The 23,454-nt window shown below is 66.6% G+C and carries 24 protein-coding genes; 14 read left to right on the top strand and 10 right to left on the bottom strand.

What is annotated here, in order from left to right:
* Positions 1–9: 9 nt before the first annotated feature.
* From BMX17_RS15165 to BMX17_RS15155, 3 genes are all read right to left on the bottom strand, one after another.
* Positions 10–609, bottom strand: a complete 600-nt coding sequence (locus tag BMX17_RS15165) for a DUF7411 family protein (protein WP_092661568.1) — start codon at positions 607–609, stop codon at positions 10–12.
* Complete coding sequence (locus BMX17_RS15160) at positions 610–960, bottom strand: DNA-binding protein (protein ID WP_092661566.1); 351 nt, start codon at positions 958–960, stop codon at positions 610–612.
* Between the two features lie 284 nt (positions 961–1,244).
* Positions 1,245–1,706, bottom strand: a complete 462-nt coding sequence (locus BMX17_RS15155; protein ID WP_092661563.1) for a 30S ribosomal protein S19e — start codon at positions 1,704–1,706, stop codon at positions 1,245–1,247.
* A 124-nt stretch (positions 1,707–1,830) separates the two neighbouring features.
* Between BMX17_RS15155 and thiL the strand changes: the two genes are divergently transcribed.
* Positions 1,831–2,709 (top strand): thiamine-phosphate kinase, encoded by an 879-nt coding sequence (gene thiL, locus BMX17_RS15150; protein WP_092661561.1) that lies wholly within the window; start codon positions 1,831–1,833, stop codon positions 2,707–2,709.
* A 3-nt stretch (positions 2,710–2,712) separates the two neighbouring features.
* On the opposite strand, the gene BMX17_RS15145 is transcribed toward thiL, so the two are convergent.
* The 3 genes from BMX17_RS15145 to BMX17_RS15135 all read right to left on the bottom strand — a co-directional run bounded on the left by BMX17_RS15145 (position 2,713) and on the right by BMX17_RS15135 (position 5,343).
* Complete coding sequence (locus BMX17_RS15145) at positions 2,713–3,819, bottom strand: site-2 protease family protein (protein WP_092661559.1); 1,107 nt, start codon at positions 3,817–3,819, stop codon at positions 2,713–2,715.
* Positions 3,820–3,942: 123 nt separating this feature from the next.
* Positions 3,943–4,200, bottom strand: a complete 258-nt coding sequence (locus tag BMX17_RS15140; RefSeq protein WP_092661557.1) for a DUF7123 family protein — start codon at positions 4,198–4,200, stop codon at positions 3,943–3,945.
* A 312-nt stretch (positions 4,201–4,512) separates the two neighbouring features.
* On the bottom strand, positions 4,513–5,343 hold the full coding sequence (locus BMX17_RS15135) for a molybdopterin synthase (protein ID WP_092661555.1): 831 nt from the start codon (positions 5,341–5,343) through the stop codon (positions 4,513–4,515).
* Between the two features lie 235 nt (positions 5,344–5,578).
* On the opposite strand from BMX17_RS15135, the gene BMX17_RS15130 reads away from it, so the two are divergent.
* The 8 genes from BMX17_RS15130 to BMX17_RS15095 all read left to right on the top strand — a co-directional run bounded on the left by BMX17_RS15130 (position 5,579) and on the right by BMX17_RS15095 (position 16,195).
* On the top strand, positions 5,579–7,126 hold the full coding sequence (locus BMX17_RS15130; RefSeq protein ID WP_092661553.1) for a methyl-accepting chemotaxis protein: 1,548 nt from the start codon (positions 5,579–5,581) through the stop codon (positions 7,124–7,126).
* Positions 7,123–8,199 (top strand): ATP-binding protein, encoded by a 1,077-nt coding sequence (locus BMX17_RS15125; protein WP_092661551.1) that lies wholly within the window; start codon positions 7,123–7,125, stop codon positions 8,197–8,199. The genes BMX17_RS15130 and BMX17_RS15125 overlap by 4 nt, the downstream gene beginning before the upstream one ends.
* A gap of 26 nt (positions 8,200–8,225) precedes the next feature.
* The gene (pyrH, locus tag BMX17_RS15120; protein ID WP_092661549.1) at positions 8,226–8,918 is read left to right on the top strand and encodes a UMP kinase; all 693 of its coding nucleotides are present in this window, start codon (positions 8,226–8,228) and stop codon (positions 8,916–8,918) included.
* A gap of 44 nt (positions 8,919–8,962) precedes the next feature.
* Positions 8,963–10,606, top strand: coding sequence for a lysine--tRNA ligase (gene lysS / locus BMX17_RS15115; RefSeq protein ID WP_092661603.1), 1,644 nt, complete (start codon positions 8,963–8,965; stop codon positions 10,604–10,606).
* Between the two features lie 74 nt (positions 10,607–10,680).
* Positions 10,681–12,507, top strand: a complete 1,827-nt coding sequence (locus tag BMX17_RS15110) for a site-2 protease family protein (protein WP_092661547.1) — start codon at positions 10,681–10,683, stop codon at positions 12,505–12,507.
* A 45-nt stretch (positions 12,508–12,552) separates the two neighbouring features.
* The gene (locus BMX17_RS15105; RefSeq protein ID WP_092661545.1) at positions 12,553–14,496 is read left to right on the top strand and encodes a heme-binding protein; all 1,944 of its coding nucleotides are present in this window, start codon (positions 12,553–12,555) and stop codon (positions 14,494–14,496) included.
* Positions 14,497–15,315: 819 nt separating this feature from the next.
* Entirely contained in the window at positions 15,316–15,792 is a 477-nt protein-coding gene (locus BMX17_RS15100) for a pyruvoyl-dependent arginine decarboxylase (RefSeq protein WP_092661543.1), read from the top strand.
* 40 nt (positions 15,793–15,832) lie between these two features.
* Positions 15,833–16,195 carry a DUF5811 family protein gene (locus BMX17_RS15095; protein ID WP_092661541.1) on the top strand — a complete coding sequence of 121 codons (363 nt, stop codon included), beginning with the start codon at positions 15,833–15,835 and terminating at the stop codon, positions 16,193–16,195.
* Here BMX17_RS15095 and BMX17_RS15090 read toward each other — a convergent pair whose 3' ends face one another.
* On the bottom strand, positions 16,196–16,447 hold the full coding sequence (locus BMX17_RS15090) for a DUF8015 family protein (protein ID WP_244515020.1): 252 nt from the start codon (positions 16,445–16,447) through the stop codon (positions 16,196–16,198).
* A 200-nt stretch (positions 16,448–16,647) separates the two neighbouring features.
* Between BMX17_RS15090 and BMX17_RS15085 the strand changes: the two genes are divergently transcribed.
* From BMX17_RS15085 to BMX17_RS15075, 3 genes are read left to right on the top strand one after another with little or no spacing between them, the layout of a single operon-like run.
* Positions 16,648–18,069, top strand: coding sequence for a cytochrome ubiquinol oxidase subunit I (locus BMX17_RS15085; protein ID WP_092661539.1), 1,422 nt, complete (start codon positions 16,648–16,650; stop codon positions 18,067–18,069).
* Complete coding sequence (gene cydB / locus BMX17_RS15080) at positions 18,062–19,063, top strand: cytochrome d ubiquinol oxidase subunit II (protein WP_092661537.1); 1,002 nt, start codon at positions 18,062–18,064, stop codon at positions 19,061–19,063. Before BMX17_RS15085 ends, cydB begins: the two co-directional genes overlap by 8 nt.
* Positions 19,063–19,293 (top strand): hypothetical protein, encoded by a 231-nt coding sequence (locus BMX17_RS15075; protein ID WP_092661535.1) that lies wholly within the window; start codon positions 19,063–19,065, stop codon positions 19,291–19,293. Before cydB ends, BMX17_RS15075 begins: the two co-directional genes overlap by 1 nt.
* On the opposite strand, the gene infB is transcribed toward BMX17_RS15075, so the two are convergent.
* Positions 19,294–21,108, bottom strand: coding sequence for a translation initiation factor IF-2 (gene infB, locus BMX17_RS15070; protein ID WP_092661533.1), 1,815 nt, complete (start codon positions 21,106–21,108; stop codon positions 19,294–19,296).
* 166 nt (positions 21,109–21,274) lie between these two features.
* On the opposite strand from infB, the gene BMX17_RS15065 reads away from it, so the two are divergent.
* Positions 21,275–21,514 carry a PRC-barrel domain-containing protein gene (locus BMX17_RS15065; RefSeq protein WP_092661531.1) on the top strand — a complete coding sequence of 80 codons (240 nt, stop codon included), beginning with the start codon at positions 21,275–21,277 and terminating at the stop codon, positions 21,512–21,514.
* A 16-nt stretch (positions 21,515–21,530) separates the two neighbouring features.
* Complete coding sequence (locus tag BMX17_RS15060; protein WP_092661529.1) at positions 21,531–21,989, top strand: NOB1 family endonuclease; 459 nt, start codon at positions 21,531–21,533, stop codon at positions 21,987–21,989.
* Here BMX17_RS15060 and BMX17_RS15055 read toward each other — a convergent pair.
* On the bottom strand, positions 21,986–22,138 hold the full coding sequence (locus BMX17_RS15055; RefSeq protein ID WP_092661527.1) for a CopG family transcriptional regulator: 153 nt from the start codon (positions 22,136–22,138) through the stop codon (positions 21,986–21,988). The two genes, BMX17_RS15060 and BMX17_RS15055, sit on opposite strands and share 4 nt — an antisense overlap.
* A gap of 109 nt (positions 22,139–22,247) precedes the next feature.
* The gene (locus BMX17_RS15050; protein WP_092661525.1) at positions 22,248–23,408 is read right to left on the bottom strand and encodes a CPBP family intramembrane glutamic endopeptidase; all 1,161 of its coding nucleotides are present in this window, start codon (positions 23,406–23,408) and stop codon (positions 22,248–22,250) included.
* Between the last annotated feature and the right edge of the window lie 46 nt (positions 23,409–23,454).

The following is a 23,454-nucleotide window of genomic DNA, read 5'->3' as shown; positions in this document are numbered from 1 at the left end:
TTCGTCCGCTCAGTCGCTGTCTCGAAGTCCAACCACCCGCGTCTGGTCGTGCGCGGGAAACACGTCCTCGACGGCCCCGTCCTCGAATTCTTCGCGGATCAGCGCCCGCAACTCCGCCTCGTAGTCACCCTTCTGGATCTGTTCGCTCGGCCCTTCCTCGACGACCAGTTGCGCGTCCACGAGGTCGTCGACCGCGCCGCGGCCAAAGCCCGACAGCGGCGCGACGTAGTCGACGCCGTGACGATCTTCGAGGCTCTGCGCCTGCGCCCGCGAGACCGTCGGTACCCGGTCGTCACGGCGCGTCCCGTCCGCGACCGCCGAGAAAGACTCCGCCGCCACGACCTCGAGGACGTGATCGTGGACCTGCTGGATCCCGTTGCGCGGAAAGCCGTCCTCGACCATCTGTGCGGCGGCATCGCGAGCCACCGACTCGTCTAGCTCGACCGTTTCCAGTGGAAATCCCACCGCCTCGGCTGCCACACGGGCGTGGTCGGCGGCGTCGGTGATCCCGAACGTCGCCGCGACGAGGGTCACCTCGTAGAACGGGTCCAGCACGAGGGCGGCCAGCGTCGAGTCTTTGCCGCCGCTGTAGAGGACACCGACGTCCATCTACCGGCGTTCGATGTCGAAACTCTTCGAGTCGGGTTTCAGCTCGCTGAGGAGATCTTTCATCTTCTCCTCGTCGATCTTGCCCTGGATGCGCCCGCTCCGGGCCAGCGCGATGACCTGTTTCTCGACCTGCTCGCCGAACTGTGGCTTCGACATCTTCACCGTGTTCAACCGCTTGCGTGCCCCGTCGGTCAGGTGCTGGCGCAGCAGGGCCTTCTTCTGGGCTTCGGCCTGCTGGCGCTGGGCCTCCTGGGCCTCACCGCCGCCCTGTCCCTGTTGCTGCTCGCGCAGCTTCTCCATTTTCTCCTGTCGCAACCGTTCGAGTTCCTCGTCGTCGGGCTCGCCACTCATGACTACCCGACACTTGCTCGGTCAGCCGCAAAACCCTAACGGACCACCTTTTTTCTGCGGCGGGTGGCGCGCTCCGCGCGCCACCACTTCTTGAAAAAAGCTGGACCAAAAAAGGGCGCGAGCGCGACCGCCGGTCGCGCTCGCGAGGAACCGGCGGCCAGAGGCCGCCGGATGCTAGTTGCCCCGCGACCGCCACCCGCTACTGCCCCGCGACCGTCACCCGCTACTGCCCCGCGACCGCCACAGCAACCGCTACCCGCCGAGAGAAAACTGAGAAGATCGGGTTACGCGTAGCGTTCGAGTTCCGGGCGGTCCAGATCCTGCAGGACCTCGCCCGCAGTGTCGTCGAGCAGGCTCTTGCCGTCGGGGGCGACCTTGCGGCCTTCGCCCTGTGCGATCTCGATGTAGCCGGCGTCTTCGAGCTGCTGGAGCGCGGTCCGGATGACCTTCCCGGAGCCGTCCGTGCTGTTCGGCGGCCGGACCCGGTAGCGGGTCGAGCCCTGCTTGGAACTGCCGTACTCGGTGCTGAGGCGCTCGACGCCGACGGGGCCGTCGACGGCGACCTTCCGGAGCAGGCTGGCGGCGCGGCGCTGCCAGAAGTCCTCCTGCTCGGGCGGGAGTTCGCGTCCGGTACCGGTCTTGGTGTAGCGGGCCCAGTCGGGTTCTGTGACTGCCTCTTCCTCGGCGAGCTTCTCGGCGACCGCCTCGATGAGATCCTCGGCGGGCACGTCGTAGAGCGTCGTCATTGCATCTCCGTTCCGCGTGGCGTCATAAAAGCGCATCGTTAGCGTCCCGTCACGCCGCGCTCCCGATCCATCGCTCCGGGACCGAGAGGGTGGTTTTCTTAACGAGCGGGTGTGATGACCACCTATGGACGAGCGGGCGGCGCTGGCCCTGCTGGCCGACGGTCTCCCCGCCGCGGGCGACGACGCGGCCGTCGTCGGCGAGCAGGTCCTCACGACGGATATGCTCCACGAAACCACGGACTTCCCCGCCGGTACGACCAGGTACACCGCCGGCTGGCGGGCCGTCGGCGCGTCGCTGTCAGACGTGGCCGCGATGGGTGCCGAAGCCACCGCCGCCGTCGCCGTCTACGCCGCCCCCGCCTTCGATTCCGACGAGTTGCGCACCTTCGTACGCGGCGCACAGGACGTGTGCGCCTACGTCGAGGCCGAGTACGTCGGCGGTGACCTCGACGACCACGAGGAGTTCACCGTCGCCACCACTGCACTCGGGGCGACGACCGACCCCGTTCGGCGGTCCGGTGCCGAACCTGGTGACGCCCTCTGTGTGACGGGCACGCTCGGCCGGAGCGGGGCCGCTGTCCGCCTGTTCGAGCGGGGCGACCACGAGTGGGCCAACGACCTCTTCCGGTTCACGCCGCGGGTCGTCCCCGGACTGGCGATCTCCTCGTCGGCGACCGCGATGATCGATTCCAGCGACGGGCTGGCCCGGTCGCTCCACCAGCTCAGCGAGGCCAGCGACTGTGGGTTCGCCGTCGAGACACCCCTGCCCATCGACGACGCCGTCGACGACGTGACCGACGACCCCGCCGACCGCCGCGAACTCGGCCTGTTCTTCGGGGAGGACTTCGAGCTCGTGTTCACCACGCCAGCCGACAGTCTGCCGGGGCTCCGGGACGTGTGTGGCGTACCGATCACCCGGATCGGGACCGTCACCGATGGGTCCGCGGTCACGCTCGACGGTGTGGATCTCCCCGATCGCGGCTACACGCACGGCGAGGAGTAGGGGTCAGGTCGTGACGGGGACTGGGGTAAAACAGGCTAGCCCGATCAGGAACGTGATGGCTCCAAGCGCGAACCGCCTGCCATCGAGCCCCTCGTCGCTGATCGGGGTCGTCGGCCCGGCGTAAGCAAGCCCCAGTGCGAGCGTCCCCCAGAGGAACCAGACCAGCGTCACCTCGCCGCTCCGGGCGAGCAACTGGAACGCGCCGAGCCCGAACAGTGCCGCCGGCACCGCGGCACCGATGGTCTCGGTACGCTCGCCGAACATCGCGCGGACGACGTGGCCGCCGTCGAGTTGCCCAACCGGAAGCAGATTCAGGAACGTCAGGAAGGCCCCGAGCCAGCCGCCGAAGACGACGGGGTTGAAGATCAACCGAGGGTCCTCGTAGACGAGTTGCTGGCCGGTCACGGCCGCGACGGCCTCTAGCAGGAGCGGGTGGTTGAACTGGACGCCGAAGGGGTTGGTGACCGGTGGGAGGTGGAGCCCGATTACGGTGACAGCGACGGTGGCGGCCAGTCCCGCCAGCGGGCCGGCGATCCCGATGTCGAACAGTGCTTCCCGGTCCGGAATCCGGCCTTTCATGCGGATGACCGCGCCCATCGTGCCGAACGGTGGGATGGGGACGGGGATGAAGTAAGGCAGGCTCGCATCCACGCGGTGGTAACGGCTCATGACGTAGTGGCCGAGTTCGTGTGTTCCGATCACGCCCAGAACGGCGGCGGTGAAGGGCCAGGCACGGAGCGCGGAGGCGGGGTCGGCGAAGACGTTGCCCTGGTACCACAGCGACCCGACGAACAGCGTGGTCGCCACTGTGGCCAGCGCGAGCGCGACGTTCGTCCAGGGAATCCCGTCGACGCCGACCGTCTGGGGTTCGGCGACCAGCGCGTACGTACCCGGCCCCGTCGGGCCGGCTGGCTGGTGTCGTCGCAGGGAGATCTCGTACCCGTACTCGCGAAACAGGGGGTGGACCTCGCGTTCCAGGGCGTCGGCGGAGACGGTCGGACGGCCGACGTAGAGGAGCCTGTCGCCGTCGGTTCGGACCTCGTGGACGCGAAAGACCGACGCGAACTCCTCTATGGGCGGGCCGTCCCCCGGCGTCCGGGCAGCCGCCATCGATCACTGGTTACGGGTCGGTACTGTAAAAACCTCGTGCCGGCGTCCTGCCAGGCGTTCGCAGGGCGTCGAACGACCGGCAGGCGGTTCTGTGGCGGGGCGTCGGGCGGGCGTGGTGTCCGATCAGGCGGATTCGATGCGCCAGGTCGTCGCGCTCGTGTACGACCACTTCTCGATCTTCAGGTCGCTGGCGGAGTCTTTCAGCTTCACCATCAGCGCACCGATTTCCTTGGGCGACAGTCCGACTTCGTCCGCGATGAACTTGCTCTTGAAGTACAGCTCGCCGTCTTCGGCCTTCTGTGCGAGGAAGGCCTTGAGCCGCTCTTCCTTGCTCGCGGTCTCGTCGTCGTTCGTCGTGGAGGGCTGTGTGGTTGCGCTCATCTTTGACACCTCATTTCCTCCTTCCGACCACGACCCCATATAAAGGGAGGAACCTTCGCATCACTTCGGCGGTTTTAGCGACGCTTTGCGTTTGTTCGCTCGTAAACCGGTGTGAAACGCGCCTTTCAGGACGTTTCGAGAGAGGTCGAAATATTTTATAACTGCTTTAGAATACGTCTGAGCGCTCACCGACGCCCGCTTCGATGCCTGTCTGACGGACGTCTCACAGCACCGTGCTGGCGGCTGATGTTGCCGCTACCGTCGTGACTCGGGCTGGGGAGGGGCAGCGCACGCGCGAGCCGTGGCCGGTGGTCACTCCCGCTCGTGGACCCAGAATTCGTCGTCGACGGTGACCTCTTTCTTGAACAGTGGCACCTCGTCTTTGAGGCGGTCGATGCCGTCCTCGACGGTCCGGAAGGCCTCACGGCGGTGGCCCGCCAGCACGACGACGAACACGATGTCTTCGCCGTACTCGATGACGCCGGTGCGGTGGTGGAGGAGCACGTCGAGGACGCCTTCGCGGTCCGCCAGTTCCGACTCGATGGCCTCCATCCGGTCGTCGGCAACGTCCTCGTACTTCTCGAAGGCCAGGTACTCCGTCGGGTCGTCGTCGGGGGCGTCCTTCGCGCGGACGCGCCCGGTGAAGGTAGCGATGGCTCCCGCGCGTTCGGCTCGCGGGGAGGCTTTGACCCGCGCGACCAGCGATTCGAGCGTCTCACGTGGTTCGATCCCGGCCAGCGCATCGAGCACGGCGTCGACGTCCACGTCGTCGGCGCTCGGCGCGGCGGCCAGTTCCGGTCCGGCGTGTTCACGATCGCCAAGAACGACCTGCGGGATCGTGGCGTCGCTGAACCCCTCGACGATGGCGTAGTCGTAATCGGTGGCGAGGGCGTCCAGCGCGTCGTCGAGCGTGCGGTCCTCGCCCGTGGCGAACCACCCCTCGTCGTCGGTGAGGCCGTAGGTCGTCGTCGCGCCGGCCGCGCGGTGGCGGGCGGTGTCTTTCCCGTCGGTGTCGATGTCGGGCGCGTGCGTGAGATGTTTGACGGTCGCCACGCGGCCGCGCTCGGCCAGTCGGTCGGCGAGCCGTTCGACCAGCGTCGTCTTCCCCGAGTCCGAGGGCCCGACGACCCCGAGTACTTGCATACTGCCTGATCGGGCCGCACGGCGCATAGGCCTTCGGGACCGAGTGAGACGCCGCGGCTCGCCCGCCCGGTCTGCGATCATTAAGGCCGTTAAATGAAAATATACCCAATACTTAATCCACGTCACTCTCCCACTACATTCGTATTATGAATATCGAGAATTGGAACCGAAGTACGTTGGCTAGCGAAGTATTAGTTGATATTCTAAATATCTCTCTACCGGGGGCTGGTTCGGCGTGACCGAACGGGCGACTGACATCGCCGACCCGGAGCGTCGCGCGCTCGTGAATGCGCGAGGGGCGCTGAAAGTGGTTCGGACGGCGTCAGTCTCCGTCGACGACGGCTTGAGCGATATCGACGACAGGATGGTCACCCAGTCCGAGGAGATGCGGTCGGTTCTCGCGGACGTCTCGGATCTGAGTGCGACGATCGAGGAGATGGCCGCGAGCTCCCAGGAGATCGACGAGCGGACCACGCACGCGGCCGAAGCGGTGAGCGAGGGGCGTGCCGCCGCTACCGGTGCGATGGAACGGATGGAGTCGGTCCGGGAGACGAGTGCCGCCGTCTCCGAGGAGATGGAGCGGCTCCAACAACACATCGACAGTATCGAGAGTGCGCTGGGAAACATCGACGACGTCGCGGACCAGACGAACATTCTGGCGCTGAACGCCTCCATCGAGGCGGCACGGACCGACGGCGACAGCGACGGGTTCGCCGTCGTCGCCGACGAGATCAAGGGACTGGCCGCCGAGTCCCAGCAACTCTCCGACGACATCGCCACGACGTTGACCGAAGTCCGCGAGGCGACCGACGCGACCGTCTCCCGCCTCGACGAGGCCATCGACGAGATCGCCGCGAGCGCACGCGAAATCGAACGGGCGACCCACAGTCTGGCCGACGTGGCCGAGACTATCGAGACGACGTCGGACGACGTGGCCGCCATGTCGGCGACGACCGACGAACAGGCACGAGTCAGCGAGAGCGTCGCCGACCGATGTGAGCGAGCCGCCGAGCGAACCGACGTGATCGAAGACGAACTCGCCAGCATCCGCGAGGCTCGCACCGAACAGACCGCGATGCTCGGTGAAATCTCCGAGGCCATCGGCGACGCCGTCCCGCCGCTCGCTCCTGACACCGTCGAGACGGTACCGACCGGCATCCCCGAACTCGACGAGCGCGTCGACGGGCTCGTCCGTGGCGGCCGCATCGTCCTCCGGTACGACGAGGGTGCGGTCGCCGATCTGGTCGCGCGGCTGTGTTCGGCGGCACTCGACGCCGGGCTCGCCGTCTCGCTCACGCCGCCGCCCGGCCTCGACGAGGCGACGCTGGCCGAGTCGCTCGAACGTCGGCCTCGAACCGCACTCGAAACCGACCGGCTGTTCGTCCTCGACGCGTTCGACGACTGGCGCTCGCGACGCAACGTGTTCGATCTCTCCGCGTCGTCGCTGTCGTCGGTCAACGAGACGACGGTCCAGCGCCGCGACGCACCGCTCCTCGTCGTGGGCAACGTCGCGGCGGAGATCCGGACGCTGGGTGAACAGCGGGCCCGTGAGGCTCGCTACGAGAACGATGCCGGCGTCTTCGATGCCCGCGATACGGTCCTGAACGTGGTCGACGACGGGACCGTCGACGACACGTTCGGCGCGTTCTACGCCGGTGCGGCCGATCAGGTGTTCGAGTTGTCCCGTTCGGCCGGCGAGCGTCGCCTCCAGGTCCGTACCTCGCCGACCGGCGGGGACGGCGCCGACGTGTCACTCCCTGGTCTCGACACCGTCCCATCATGACCGTGACGACTCCGGAAGATCGATTCGGACACCTGTTCACGCTCATCGGCGACCCCGTCGTCGAGATCGAGCTCCGCGACGACGCCCCCATCGTACGAACAGTCAACCCCGCGTTCGAGACCGTGTTCGGGTACGACCGCGACCGGATCCGCGGCGAGTCGCTCAACGACTTCATCGTTCCCGAGGACCGCGTCGAAGAGGCGACGCGGTTCGACCGACGGACCGCAGCGAACAAGCCAAACACCGAACTGGTAACCAGGATGACGGCCCAGGGGCCCCGCGAGTTCCTCTACCGTGGTATCCCGTACGACCGGGACGGTGGACAGTACGCCTTCGCCATCTACACCGACCTGAGCGATCAGCGCCGGTACGAACGCCATATCCAGGTCGTCCACCGGTTGCTCAGACACGACCTCCGAACCGATCTACAGGTCATTATGGGGACGGCGACCCAGGTGGCAGACCGGGCGACGGACGAGGAAACCGTCGCACTCGCAGAGACGATCGTCGATCGGGCCGAGCGCCTCGCCAGCGTCGGCGAGGAGGCCCGGACCGTCGAACGAATTCTGCTCGACGAACACGACCCCGAACCGATGGACGTGGCGGAACTCTGCCGCAGGGTCGCCGCCACGCTGGCGCACAGCTATCCGGACACGACGGTGCAGGTGTCGACTCCCGACACACAATCCGTCGTCGCCGTCCCGCAACTCCGGGCCGCTCTCGGGGCCCTGCTCGACAACGCCGCCACCCACGGCGGCGACTCGGTGGACCTGTCCGTCCGCCCCCGGGGTGATCGGGTCGCCGTCGAAGTGATCGACGACGGCGCGGGCATCCCGGAGAACGTGCGGGCCCCGGTGTTCGAGGACAGTGACATCACCAAACTCCAGCACGGTCGCGGCATCGGGCTGTGGCTCGTCCGCTGGGTGACCGAGATCTGCGGCGGTCGCCTCGAATACGACAGACACGACGGGCTGACCGTCGTCAGACTGTGGCTCCGGTCCGCTCGGACCGACGACCCGTCGCCGGCGGCGGACACAGACTCTGCCTCCGCCTCCCCGCTTGACAACCCTTAAGCCGGCAACAGGGCAACGCGGTTGTAATGAAAGTCGTCGTCTCCATCGGCGGGAGTGTTCTCGCACCGGATCTCGATCCCGAGCGGGTACGCGCCTACGCGAACGTCGTCGAGTCGCTGCTCGCGGCGGGCCACCGCGTCGGCGTCGTCGTCGGCGGTGGCACGGTCGCCCGTGACTACATCGCCTCGGCCCGTGAACTCGGGGCCAACGAGATGCAACTCGACCAGCTGGGGATCGGCGTCACGCGCCTGAACGCCCGCCTGCTCATTGCCGCTCTCGGTGAGGCGGCCGCCCCGACACCCCCCGAAACCTACGAGGACGCCGGCGCGGCCTTCCACCGCGGCGACGTACCCGTGATGGGCGGGGTCGCAGCCGCTCAGACCACCGACGCCGTCAGCGCCGCCCTCGCGGAGTACGTCAACGCCGACCTGCTGGTGTACGCCACGAGCGTCCCGGGCGTGTTCAGCGCCGATCCGAACGAACACGACGACGCGACGAAGTACACGGAACTGTCGCCCACCGACCTCGTGGACGTGATCGCCGACATCGAGATGGCCGCCGGGAGCAACGCCCCAGTCGACCTGCTGGCCGCGAAGGTCATCCAGCGGGCGAACCTCCGGGCCGTCGTGCTTGACGGCACCGAACCGGCGGCCGTCGAGCGCGCGATCATCGACGACGACCACGACGGGACCGAGATCGTCCCGGGTGATGGGGCGTGACCGGCGAGGTTCCGGAGATCGACGTGGACCTGGACGAGGACGCGATTTACGATCCCTACGCCGTCGGGACGAGCGACCAGCGGGCCTTCTGGGCCGACGCCGTCGCGGACGCAATCCTCGAAACCGAACCCGACGATCCCATCGTCATCAAGGGCGGCGTCTCCCCCTCCGGGGTGCCCCACATCGGCCACTTCAACGAGATCCTGCGGAGCTACTTCGTGGCCGAGGCTCTCCGGGATCGGGGCCGGGAGGTCCGGCAGGTGTTCACCACCGACGATAAGGATCCGCTCCGGAAGATTCCCCGGACGCTCGCCGATCTGGAGTGGACTATCGTGGACTTCGGCGACGACGCCGTCGACTCCGCCGCGGTCGGCCAGAACCTCGGCAAGCCCTACACCGACATTCCCGATCCGTTCGGCTGCTGTGATTCGTACGGCGCACACTTCACGAATCTCCTCCTCGACGCGGCCGACCTCGTGGACGTGCCCATCGAGTTCGTCTCGAACACGGAGCTCTACGAGGCGGGCGAATTCGAACCCGTGACCCGCGATCTCCTCTCCCGGGCCGACGAGGCCCGCGACCTCCTGAGCGAGTATCAGGACAGCGTCGACGACGAGTACACTCCCTTCACGCCCCAGTGTACCGAGTGTGGGAAGCTGACGGGCGAGGTCACGAGCGTCGACCTCGACGCTGGCGAAGTCGAGTACACCTGTACGGATCTGGAGGCCGGCGACCGCACCATCCAGGGGTGTGGGCACGAGGGAACCGCCACGCTTCGGGAGGGCAAGCTCCCGTGGCGGTTCGAGTGGCCCGCACAGTGGGACATCCTCGGGGTCGATTTCGAGCCGTTCGGGAAGGACCACGCCGAGGGCTCCTGGCCCAGCGGCGAGGACATCGCCCGGAACCTGCTCGACGTTGCCCCGCCGGTGCCGATGGTCTACGAGTGGTTCACGCTGAACGGCGAGGCGCTCTCTTCCTCGTCGGGCAACGTCGTCACCGTCGCGGAGGTGCTGGAACTGCTCGAACCCGAAGTGTTCCGCTACTTCTTCGTGAAGAACCCTCGCAAGCAACGGGATTTCAGCGTCGAGACGCTCGACCAGCTGGTCGACGAGTTCGACCGGTTCGAGCGGGTCTACTTCGGCGACGCCGAGCCACGGGACGAGACCGAGGCGGAACTCGTCGAGCGGGCCTATCCGAAGATCGTGGACTCGGTGTCCCAGCAACAGCCCGTCCGGATTCCCTACACGTTCGCCGCGGTGCTGGGGATGACCGACGACCTGGAACTGCGGGAGACGATGGCCCGCCGGGAAGGGCACCTTCCCGAGGACGCGACGCCCGAGCAGGTCCACGGCGCGCTCGCTCGCGTCGAACAGGCCCGCGCCTGGGCCGAGCGGACCGACAACGAGTACAACTATCGTCTGGCCGAGGACCTGCCCGACGTGGACTTCGACGAGGCCACCGCCGCCGCGCTGGACGACCTGGCGGACTTCGTCGAGACCACCGACGACGGCGAGGAGATCCAGGGCGAGATCTACGAGGCGGCCAAGCGCCACGAGATCGAGGTGAGCGACTTCTTCAGTGCGGGCTATCGGCTGTTCCTCGACACGGATCAGGGGCCCCGCCTCGGCCCGTTCCTCGCGGCGCTGGACGAGGCGTTCGTCCTCGATCGGTTGCGCCGAGAGGCCTGAGCGCCCGTCCCGCAGTCTCGCGTGCCGTGTGCCGAACCAAACCCTCTTGACCGACAGGCCCCTCAGTCGGAGCGATGGCAGACCTGTTGTTGTGGGTACTCGCCGGGATCCTCCTCTACACCCTGGCGATGATGGCGTTGCGGACCCAGGGGTGGCTCCCGAGTTACATCCGCGTGTCGGGGCCGATCACGACCGTCCACACCAAGCGCGGGCGAGCCTTCCTGAACTGGCTCGCCGGCCCGAAGCGGTTCTGGCGCGCGTACGGCAACTTCGGTGTCGGGATCGCCCTGGTGACGATGGGCGCGATGCTGGTCGTCGTGTTGACGGCCGCCGCCGGGAGCATCCTCTCGCCCGAAGCGACGCCCTCCGAAGTCCGCAACCCCCAGAACGTCCTCGTGATTCCCGGTGTCAACGAGTTCCTCCCGCTGTCGGCGGCCCCCGGCATCGTCTTCGGCCTATTGGTCGGACTCGTCGTTCACGAGGGCGGCCACGGCCTGCTCTGCCGGGTCGAGAATATCGACATCGACTCGATGGGACTCGCCTTCTTCGCCTTCATCCCCGTCGGGGCGTTCGTCGAACCCGACGAGGAGAGCCGGAACGAGGCCGACCGCGGCTCCCAGACTCGGATGTTCTCGGCCGGCGTGATGAACAACTTCGCGATCACCGTGCTCGCCTTCGCCTTGCTGTTCGGCCCCATCGTCGGCTCGATCGCAGTCGCCGACGGCACGCCGGTCGGGCAGTCTCTGCCCGGTTCGACAGCCGAGGAGGCGGGCATCGATCGCGGCGACCTCATCACGGCCGTCAACGGGACCACGGTCACCGAACCCGGGCAACTCGAAACCGTCCTCCGAAACACCTCGGGTCAGCAAGTGGCGGTCGAACTCAACGGCGGCGATCGGACGATCCAGGTGACCCGAGAGCCGACGATCACGGCGTCGATCCCGCAAGTGATCGACGGACGGGGAACGGAGAGCGGGATCAACTGGAGTGCGACCAATCCGACCGACGTCGTCGCGGTCAACGGGACGGCGGTTAGCACCGAACGCGGGTTCGAGCGAGCGGTCACGAACCACACCGTCGCCGAGGTCGAGACCGAGAACGGCACGGCGACGTTCCCGACCGGCGCGTTCGTGCTTCGCGTCTTCGAGGACGGGCCGCTCGGGAACACGACGGCACCGACCGACCGGTACATGATCGTCACCGCAATCGCCGGCGAACGGGTGATCGACCCCGGGACGCTGAGCGACGCACTCCGCGACGAACAACCCGGGACGACGGTCCCCGTCGAGGCATATGTCCTCCAGAACGGCGACTTCGAGCGGAACGTCTACAACGTCACCCTCGATCCCCACCCGAACGGCCAGGGTGGATTCGTCGGCGTCGCGCCCGCACGCGGCGTGAGCGGCCTGGTCGTCAACGACTTCGGGATCAAGACCTACCCCGCCGAGGACTTCCTCGGCCTGCTACAGGGTGACTCGGACGCGTTCGGCGGCCTGACCGACGGATCCGTGCTCGGCCGCGTGTTCATGGTGTTGATTCTGCCCTTCATCGGCGTCCTCCAGCCACAGATCGGCTACAACTTCGCCGGGTTCGTCCCCGAGGTAGCCAACTTCTACACGGCGACTGGATTGCTCGGCGGACTGGGTAGCGGCGTGTTGATCCTGGCCAATCTGATGTTCTGGACCGCCTGGGTCAACCTCCAGCTCGGGATGTTCAACCTCGTCCCGACCTTCCCGCTCGACGGCGGGCACATCCTCCGGACCGGTTCGGAGGCGGTCATCTCCCGGCTCCCCGTGGAGGGCGGTCGCCGGCTGACGACGACGGTCACCGTCTCGATCAGCCTCCTGATGATCGCGGGCCTGTTCCTGATGATCTTCGGGCCGCGACTGTTCGCCGGCTGACCGGAGAACGGAAACCTCCTTACGGAGCCGTCCTAACGGGCGCGTATGGAACAGCGCGACCCGCCGCCGACGGAAGAGGGATGGTACGCACTGCACGACTTCCGAACCATCGACTGGGACGCCTGGCGCGAAGCCCCCGACCGCCGTCGCCAGCGGGCTATCGCGGAGGGCGTCGAGTACCTCCAGTCCCACGCCGCACTGGCGGACGTGTCCGATCCCGGGGAGTTCGGTGGCGGCCAGACGGCCGTGTTCACCGTCGTCGGCCACAAGGCCGACCTCATGATCGTCCACTTGCGCCAGACGGTGGGCCACCTCGAAGCCGCCGAGCGTCGGTTCGAGCAGACCGCCCTCGCGGAGTTCACCGAACAGCCCACCTCGTACCTCTCGGTGACCGAAGCCTCGGGGTACACCGAACGCGCCCGCGACTACTTCGAGGGCGAGGTCGACGACGACTCCGGGCTGGCCCAGTACATCCAGCAGCGACTCCACCCCGAGATCCCCGACGACGGCCACGTCTGTTTCTACCCGATGAGCAAGCGCCGCCAGCCCGAGCAGAACTGGTACGACCTGCCCTTCGACGAGCGGGCCGAACACATGGACCGCCACGGCGACATCGGTCGCAGTTACGGCGGCAAGGTCAACCAGATGATCGCCTCCAGCGTCGGCCTCGACGACTACGAGTGGGGGATCACGCTGTGGGCCGACGACCCGACCGACATCAAGGACCTGCTCAACGAGATGCGCTTCGACCCCTCCAGCTCGAAGTTCGCCGACTTCGGCCCCTTCTACTTCGGCAAGCGCTTCCCGCCCGAAGACCTCGAGGCCCTGCTCGCCGGCGAGCCCGTCCCGACCGACGGCGAGGCCGCCGACGCGAGCGCGTCACCGCACGGCGAGGGCCACCCCCACGGCGACACGGACGGCCACGGCGGGGACGACCACGGCAACGCACACGGGCAGACCGACGCCGACGACCACCCGCCGGCCTCGGACGACGACAGCAGTGAGCACCCCAGCAGTTCCTCGGGTGGCCGCCCCGACCCGGGTGACGCCGACCTCGATGCAGACGACGAACTCGAAGGCAAACTCGCCAACCTCGGCCTGTTCCCCGGGCAGGACTACGACGAGGGCACCTACGGGCTGGTCTTCTACTCCGAGGCCGACGCGAGCGACCTGGCCGACGAGGTCGACGGCCTCCGGAGCAACTTCGACCACTACGATACCCACGTCCTGACGACCGTCCGCGCCAACGAGGGCCGGGCGGCCATCGCCAGCGTCTGGGAGACCGAAAGCGCCGCCGACACCGCCGCTGGGTTCCTGAACGACCTCGACGGCATCGTCGAGGGGTATCGTGGCCCGCTCGGCGAACAGGACGACGGCGAACCCGAGGCGGCCGGCACCGACGACGAGATTCGCGGCCAGCTGGCCGAGGAAGACATCTACGCGGGCCAGCCCCGCGGCGAGGACGTGTTCGCGCTGGTGCTGTACTCCGAGGCCGACGCCGACACCCTCTTCGAGGAGGTCGACGACCTCCGGGAGAGCTTCGATCACTACGACAGCCACGTGAAGACCGCCGTGTACGACACCCGGGCCGAGGACAGCGACCGCTCGGCCGTCGTCTCCCTCTGGGAGACCGAGAAGGCCGCCGAGAAGGCCGCCGGCTTCCTCTCGGACCTGCCCGAGGTCGTCGGCCGCGCCGGCGAGGGCGAGGGCTTCGGAACGATGGGCATGTTCTACACCGTCAAGCCCGACTACCGCGAGGAGTTCACCGAGCGGTTCGACGACGTGGGTGAACTGCTCGCCGACATGGACGGCCACCGCGAGACGGCCCTGCTGGTCAACCGCGAGGACGAGAACGACATGTTCATCGCCAGCCAGTGGGACTCTCAGGACGACGCCATGGCATTCTTCCGCTCCGAAGAGTTCTCCGAGACCGTCTCGTGGGGGCAGGACGTGCTGGCCGACCGGCCGCGGCACGTTTTCCTGGCCTAGCACCTTTTTACTGCAGGGGGTGCGCCACCGGCGCACCCCCCTTGCAAAAACGTGCGCGAAAAACCGCTCCGAGCGAGCGCACGCGCTCGCTCGGAGTGAACCGCCTCGCGCCTTCGGCGCTCGGCGGATGCTAGTTACGGCGAGAATTGTGTGCAATAGCCGACACACAGTGCCCGCATACTTTTTGATCTACAGAAGACATTTATTGAATTCCTATCATAATATGAGGCGGTTATATGAAGGAGACTTCTCGGCGTACATTCCTCCGTTCCGGGGTTGGTGCTGTGTGCTGTGGTACGACTCTCCTGTTAACGGGTTGTTCGTTGCTCCAACATCACCGTCCAAATGTTAATATCTGGAACGAAGACTCAGCGCAACACACCGTCTCTGTCACGGTCCAACGATTGAACGCGGAAACGGTATTTGAGAAAGATTTCACCCTCCAGCCGAATGAATCAGTGGACTATTCTAACGCCCTTCCTCGCCCGAGCGATACAGATAGTGATGCACTGGAATTAGAGACGATAGTTTCGCTTGAATCGGGCACCTCAGAGCGACAGACCGACAAATTCAGACAGGGTGTCCATGGACTGGACATTCACATTGTGTCGGCTGATTCGATCAAGATCATACAACGTGTTCATTAACTACTCTATACACAAGCATCCGCGAGCGAAGCGAGCGGTTCACCGCGCCCGAATACAGTGAGGGCGCGGCCTTTTTCGCCCACGTTTTTGCCGCGAGTGGTGCGCGAAGCGCACCCGAGCGGGAAAAAGGTGGGTTCGAAACACTCACCCGTCCCATCCGTCTTGATCTGATATGAGCGTGATTCGGCTCGTGTGGGCCACTGCGACGGGCCCGACGCCCACGGCCGCCTACGACGCGGCCCTGGCCGAGGCCAACGTCCACAACTTCAACCTGATCCAGGTATCCTCCGTGATTCCGGCGGAGGCCCAACTCGAAGCGGTCGGCGAAGCCCCGGACCTGGGTGCGGTCGGCGACGGGCTGACGGTCGTCCAGGGATGCCACACCGCGCCGCCGGGCGAGGCGGGCGCGGCCGGCATCGGCTGGGCGCGAAGCGAGTCCGGGCGGGGCATCTTCTACGAGGCCGACGGCGAGAGCGGGGCGGTCGTCCGCGAGCGGATCGAGGACGGCCTGGCGGCAGGCAAGGACCTCCGGGACTGGGCGTTCGTCGAGGAAGATTCGCTCGTCGTCGACGCCGAGCCCGATCCCGACGCGTACACGACGGCGCTGGTGATCGCGGCCTACGGGGAGAGCCGGTCACTCCTGCGGTAGCCGGCGGATTTTTACGTGGGTCGCACCTATCAGGGGATCAATGTACGGGAACACTCCGTTCGCGGGTGCAGACGACGACGGTGCCGCGCCACGGCTCACCGCCGAGCAGCGTCGCCATCTGCGCCGCGATCTCGCCAACGTCGCCGCCCAGACCCGCGACCTCCTCCCCGACGAGTTCGCCGTCGGTCTCGAACTCGCCCAGGGAGCCAACGGGCCGCGCGCGACTGTCGCCGTCCAACCGCCCGTCGGCTCTGCCGTCAGCGCGGGCTACACGCCCGAAGACGACGCCGACCTCCGCATCGGCGAGGACGAACAGACGGATCTGGCCCAGGGACTCGCGGCCAGCGCCGCCCTCCAGATGAAACAGGCGATGGGAACCGACCACTCCCCGACGGCGCAGTAACTACCGGCTTCGTTCTGCGGTACTGTGTGTTTCGCTCGTTACGTCCTCGCTGTCGACCGGCGGGCGATAGAACAGCGCGTACCCGACGACGGCACTGCTGGGCAGACTCCCGACGGCCAGCGCCAGCGACAGCGGGATACCGAGTAACACACCCAGCACCGCCGCCAGCGCCACTGGCCCGGGAATCGCGGACAACACGAGATCGGGCCGTGACACCGATCCCAGCGGGTCCTCCGAGATGATTGCCTCCACCCGACACTGTCTGTCTCGCGCTAATTAAATATTATTACTCGCGCAACGACGACCGCTGTGTTCGAAAGTGGGCAATTGTGTGTGGGTGAATAAAAATCAATCGGGCGTTCTACGGGTACAAGAAAACTGGAGTGTATTAGGAGGGTCAGACGTGTACTTAAAATACACTACTGCCGCCTCTGGCTTCGACACCCCCAACTATGTTCGACCCAGTCATCGCCAGTCGACTCCAGTTCGCCCTCACGACCATCGTCCACATCATCTTCCCGGTGATGAGCATGGGGCTCGCGCCCTTCCTCGTCTATTTCACCTGGAAAGAGATCCGCAGCGGGGAGCCCATCTACGAGCAACTCCGTCGGTTCTGGACGAAGATCTTCGCCATTAGCTTCGTCGTCGGGACCGTGACGGGGATCGTACTGGAGTTCGAGTTCGGGACGAACTTCGCGGCGTTCTCGACGGTGGCCGGCGAACTGTTCGGCGGGCCCCTCGCCCTGGAGGGGATGATGGCGTTCATGCTGGAGGCGACGTTCCTCGGTGTGTTCGTGTTCGGTCGCGACCGCGTCGGGGACAAACTCTACTTCGTCTCGGCGGTCGCAGTCGGGCTCGGGACCTGGCTGTCGGCCGTGTGGATCCTGATCGCCAACTCCTGGATGCAGACTCCGCAGGGCTTCGAACTGGTCGAGAAGGGTGGCCGCGAGATCGTGACGCTGACAGATCCGATGGCGGCCTACCTCAACCCGCGGTTCCCGTATATGTTCGTCCATATGCAGAACGCGGCCGTACTGTCGGTCGCGCTGTTCATGGCCGGACTGGGTGCGTACTTCGTCTTCCGGCACCACGTCTGGGAGTACCCGATCGAGAACGTCGACTTCTGGGAGACGACGCTGAAGATCGCGCTGATCGCGCTCGTGATCACCGCGCCCCTGCAGGCGATCCACGGTGACCTCTACGCCCGCCACGTCTACGAGACCCAGCCCCAGAAGTTCGCCGCGATGGAGGCCGTCTGGGAGACCGACTCCTACGTTCCCGAGTACATCGTGGCGTTCCCGACGAGTCTGGCCGATCTGGCCGATCCGAAGGCCAAAGAGATATTCGGCATCGGCATCCCTGGCGGCGCGTCGTGGCTGGCCAGTGGGGGTGATCCACAGGCCACCATCGTCGGCTTGAACGAGTACGGGGAGGCTCCACCTGTCGCCATCGTGTTCTGGTCGTTCCGACTGATGGTGGCGCTTGGCTTCTGGTTCATCCTGCTGGGCTTCTGGGGCGTCTACCGCTGGTGGCGCGGCGAACTGCTCGAAGACGACCTGCTCCACAAGTCGCTGATGCTCTCGACGCTTCTGGGCATCGTCGCCGTCGAACTCGGGTGGATCGTCACCGAGGTCGGCCGTCAGCCGTGGGTGATCCAGGGCGTCCTGAAGACCACCGACGGCGTCTCTCCCGGACTCACCGGGGCGGAGGCGACCACGACCCTCCTCGGGTTCGCGCTGGTCTATCTCGGGTTGCTGGCCCTGTACACCTACGTCGTCGTCCGGATCATTCGTGGCGGCCCGCCGACCGGCGAGGAGTTGCGCGTCGTCGAGCGCGAGGGCCCGTCGGCCGAGGGGGTGGCCGGCGATGATTGAGCCGCTGTCGCTGGCTGCCGATCCCGTCTTCGGCCTGCCGCTCGCGGAGCTGTGGTTCGGTCTCCTGTTTTTCATCCTCGGGACCTTCCTCTTTCTCGACGGGTTCGACTTCGGCGTCGGCGCACTCTTTGCCACCCGCGAGGACGACGCGGAGCGCGAGCAACTGATCGCGGCTATCGGCCCGTTCTGGGACGGCAACGAGGTGTGGCTGGTCGTCTTCGGCGGGGCGCTGTTCGCCGCCTTCCCCTCCGTCTACGCCGCCCTGTTCAGCCGCCATTACCTCCTGATGTTCGCCATTCTGGGGGCCCTGATCCTCCGCGGGCTGGCCCCGGAGATGTACGAGCAACGCCACGACGAGACCTGGCAGCGGTGGTGGGGTCGGTCGTTCGTCGCCGGGAGCCTCGCCGCGCCGTTCCTGCTGGGGGTGTTCGTGGCCAACTGGGTGCTGGGCGCGAGCGGGACGCTGACGATCCCGGGAATCGTCGTCGGCCTCGCGGTCGTCGCGCTCACGGTCGTCGACGGGGCGGCGTTCCTCCGGCTCAAGACCCGTGGCGACCTGCGGGCCGACCTGCGCCGGGACAGCCTCTACGCGCTGGCCGGGTACCTCCTGCTGGTCGTGGCCGCGCTGGGGACGATCTACGCGACCGTCCCCGCGGTCCGGACCGCCCTGCTCTCGCCGGTCGCGCTCGCGCTCGTCGGGCTGACGCTCGTCCTCGCGGCCGTGTACGCGCTCGCGACCGTCCGGGACCGCTACTACGTGGCGTTCGCCGCGGCCGCGGGCATGGTGTTCGCGCTGGTCGCGGTCGTCGCACGGCTGACCTATCCATACGTCGACCGGGCGGCCGGGACCACGGTCTCGGAGGCGATCGTCTCGACGCTCCCGCTGAACCTCATGTCCGTCGGCGCGGCCGTCCTGCTCCCGCTGATCTTCGTCTACTTCGCGGTGCTGTACTCGACGTTCAGCGGCGAGATCGAACCGGAGGAGTCCTACTGATGACAGACGCCAAACTCGGGTCCCGGGTGCTTGTCACCTGGCTCGAACTGACGCTTGCGGGAACCGCCGGGGCCGCCGTCGGGACGACGCTCGGCGGGCCGCCCGGCTTCATCGTCTACCTGCTGACGACGCTGGTCTCGGTGGGTATCCTCTTCTATAACGTCGACGCGCTGGTGACGGCGAGACTGGGAACCGCACGCGACGAGGGTGAGACCGACGACCGCGACTGACTACTTGCCCCAGAAGGGGTCCCGGTTGCGCTGCTTTTCGAGGTACTGGTTGAGCGCTTCGCGTTCGTCGCCGGGGATCTCGTCGGTCAGTTCCTGTTCGAGGATCTTGGCGTGTTTTTCGGGGAGGTAGACCCAGAGTTCGTCGCCTTCCTTGATGCCGCGGCCGACGGTCGGGCCGTCGATGGAGACGGCGACCTGATCGCCCATCCGGGCCTCGTCGATGTCCTCGCCGGCGTCCTGGATGGACTTGAGCTGGCCGACGCGCTTGAACTCGCCGTCCTCGAACTTCGCGACGTTGGAGTTGCGCTTGACCGTGCCGGTCAGCACCTCCACGCCGACGACGGCGGGGTCGTTCTGCCGGAAGGTGTGGTCCTGCAGGATCTGGAAGCGTGCGGGACGGGTGATGTTCTCCAGCACCTGGGTCTGCTGGGCGCGTTCCATCTCCTCGACGTACTCCTCGTACTCCTCGACGAGCCGGTAGATCACGTCGTGTTCGAAGATGCGGACGCCCTCCTGTTCGGCCAGGCGCTTGGCGTCGTCCAGCACGTCGACGGAGAACGCGAGCAGGACCTCGTGTTTCTCTTCCTCGGCGGTCTCGGCGACCCGCACGTCCCGGGGTGCCACGTCGCCGACCTCCGCGCGGACGATGGGGATGTCGACCTCGTCGAGGGTGGAGGCGATGGCCTCCAGACTCCCCAGCGTGTCGGCCTTGACGACGACACCCTGCTCTTCGGTGGTGACCTCGATCTCGGCCAGTTCTTCCTCCACGTCGGCGATGACGCGTCCGCGGTCCCGATTCCGGACGACCCGGATGGGTGCGCCGGCCATCGCGTCGTCGAGGTCGGGCGCGGCGATCTTCACCCCGGCCGCGGCCGAGACCTCGGGCACCTTCTCGAAGGCCTGATCGGTCCGGATCTCCTCCAGCGGTTTGGGCTGGAGCAGTGCGCGCACGTCGGTGGTGATGGGCGCTTCGAGGCCGCCGACGACGATCTCGTCGTCCTCGCGGATGGTGCCGTCGTACAGCACCGCGTCGACGGTCGTCCCGAAGCCCTGTGCCTCCTTGACCTCCAGCACGGTGCCGGCCCCAGGGCCTTCCACGTCGATCTGCATCTCGTCTTTCATGTACCGCTGGGACAGGCCCATCAACACGGTCAGCAGGTCGGGGACGCCCTCGCCGGTCATCGCGGAGACGGGGACGACGCCGACGTTGTTCTGGAAGTTCTGGACCCGCCAGTACATGTCGGCGGCGAAGTCGTGATCGGAGAGTTCGCCGATGATGCCGTAGAGGCGTTCGTTCAGGTCGCCCTGGACACGTTCGGACTGCTGTTCCATGCTCTCCTGGATCGGGACGCCCTCGTTGGGGTTCCAGCCCGGGACGGTGTCGACCTTGTTGGCGGCGACGATGAAGGGGGTCTGGGTCCGCTTGAGGATGTCGACGGCCTCCTCGGTCTGGGGCTGGAAGCCGTCGTTCACGTCGACGACGAGGACGGCGATGTCGGCGAGTGCGCCGCCCCGGGAGCGCAGCGTCGAGAACGAGTGGTGGCCGGGCGTGTCGATGTACAGCAGGCCGGGCAGGTCGAAGTCCGTGGGGTCGACGAGTTCGCCGGCCATCTCCGAGATGGTCGAGAGCGGCACGGCCGTCGCGCCGATGTGCTGGGTGATCGCACCCGCCTCACCCTCGCTCACCGCGGAACCGCGAATCTTGTCAAGTAGCGTGGTCTTTCCGTGGTCGACGTGGCCGAGGACCGCGACGATGGGGGTCCGGAGCGTGGCCGCCTCATCGGCGTCGGCGTCGGCTTCTGTAGAGTCAGACATTGGCACATCACCCTCGAGAATCCGTACGCGATACCAACCGGCCAGCCCATTTAAGTTTCTCCTTTTCGGTCCTCGCCGCAGTTACGGAACTGGCCGGTTCGTCGGCGTCAGACCCGCGTCACACGTCCCCGTGGCGTTTATGTAAGTGGAATACAGTACGCCGTGTATGGCAGAGATACTCGCGGAGAATCTCTCGGGGAAGGCCGTCATGGGTTCGGACGGCAAAGAACTGGGAATGCTGTACAACATCACGATGGACGCCAAATCGGGCCGCCTGGAGAACCTCGTCGTCGAACCCGACGAGATGCTCCGGGAATCGGAGTTCCCCACCGACGAACGCGGCCGCCTGCTGGTTCCGGTCCCCCGCGTCCAGGCCGTCAAGGACCACATGATCGTCGACCGATAATCCGGACTCTTTTTCGATGTATATTCTCGACTCGTCGGCGTTCATCAACGAGTACCACACCCAGGAGCGCAAGGCGTCGATCCCGATGGTCCAGGAGGAACTCGAAGGCGAGAGTGCCTATCGGTTCGACGCGCTGGAGGGCTCCGGAATGCACATCCACATCCCCGAGGAAGAGACCGTCGAGCGGATCGAGCGGGCCGCCCGCGAGACCGGCGACTTCGACGAACTCTCCCGGACGGACGTTCGGCTGGTCGCCGCCGCCTTCGAACTCGACGGGACCCTCGTCACCGACGACTACGCGATGCAAAACGTCGCGGAGAAACTCGACGTGGCCGTCGAGGTCATCGCTCGGGACGGAATCTCCGAGCAACGGGACTGGCGGTTCCAGTGTAGCGGCTGTGGCCGCGAATTCGACGACGACCACGACCGCTGTCCCGTCTGCGGGAGCGATCTCACCCGGAAGAACCCGGCCTAGTGCCGGTTTCGCGTCCGGTGGGCCTCGTCCAACCCCAGGTCGATCAACTGCGTGAGTACTTCCTCCTCGGTGAGGTCGTACTCGTGGGCCAGCGACTCGACCTCGCTCGCGAGGTCGTCGTCACAGACCACGGTGAAACGGGTTGGCATACCTCGCGTATTTGTCACGGGTCTGTATAAAATCCCGTCAGACAACCGTCTCACGCCCGTTCGGTCCGTTTCTCGATATCTGTCGCGGAAACTAGGGGACGGCAAGGGTTCAGGCCGCGGGGAGCTGCCCGGTCGCCTGGAGGTAGACCGCGAGGAACTGGAGGGCGTTGAACGCGCCGTGGACGAGGATCGGGACGACGAGGTTCTCGGTACGGTAGTAGACGTAGCCAAGGAGCAGGGAGAGCACGGAGATCGTGACGAGGGTGGTCAGGGTCGCAAGCGGGTTGGCCGACTGGTACTGGCTGAAGTGGACGGCCCCGAACACCGCCGCGGCCAGTATCACGGCCGACCGGCCGCTGAAGTGCTCGTAGAGGTACTTCTGGACGACGTTGCGGTAGGCCAGTTCCTCGACGGGCGCGATGACGAGAAAGGAGAGGACGACGAAGTACAGCGCCAGCGGCGGGTTCTCCATGGCCTGCTGCTGGATCTGGGAGTCCGAGGAGGGAAGCCCGAGTTGCTGGACGAGCGTCGTGACCCCCCCGAGCAGGAGCAAGAGGACGAACAGGCCGCCCACGGTGGCCAGCAGGTCACGCGCCGATGGCGTCGACACGTCGACGTACGACCACGGGAGGTCACGGCCCTTGAGATACAGGACGACGAACCCGACGGTTCCGAGGTAGCTGAACGTAGTCACGACGGTCAGGACCGGCGGCGACTGCAGGTCCGGCTCCAGTCCGACGAGCCCCACGATCGACAACGGAACGACGGCGAGAAGCTGTGCGACGAACAGACTCACGAACGCCCCGCCGGCGAGCGCGATCGCGACCGCGACCCCCTTGACCCTCCCCCAGAAGGCGTCGTCGGCGATGGCGTCGTAGTCGGCGACGGCGACGGCGGCCGCGCCGAGTCCCGCGAGCGCCGCGATGGGGAGCCCGAGCCCCACTTCGGGGACGGCGTCGGTCCCGATGGCCGGCCGCATCAGCTGGTAGAGCGCGAAGCCAAACAGCGCGAGCGAGAACAGGCCAGCGACCGGCGCGCCCAGTCGACGGTCGGCGATCCCGTGTCGGCGCAGACCGAAGGTCAGGGCCGCACCGGCCGCGAGGACGACGCCGACGACGCTCCCGTCGATGCCCGGCACCGCGACGATCGGCGTCCCGCCGGTCCAGGGGAGACCGCTCGCCGCCAGCGCGACCCCGGCCAGCACCAGCCCCGTCGTCGGGGCTGCGGTCGTCCGGGATCCGCGACCGTCGACTCCATCTACTGCTGCCATTGGCTCTCACCACGGCGGCGGGCGATTTATGGACTGTGCTTCGGGT

It is taken from the genome of Halorientalis persicus (genome assembly GCF_900110215.1).
Lineage (GTDB): Archaea > Halobacteriota > Halobacteria > Halobacteriales > Haloarculaceae > Halorientalis > Halorientalis persica.
This window is presented reverse-complemented; position numbering and strand designations above follow the sequence as displayed.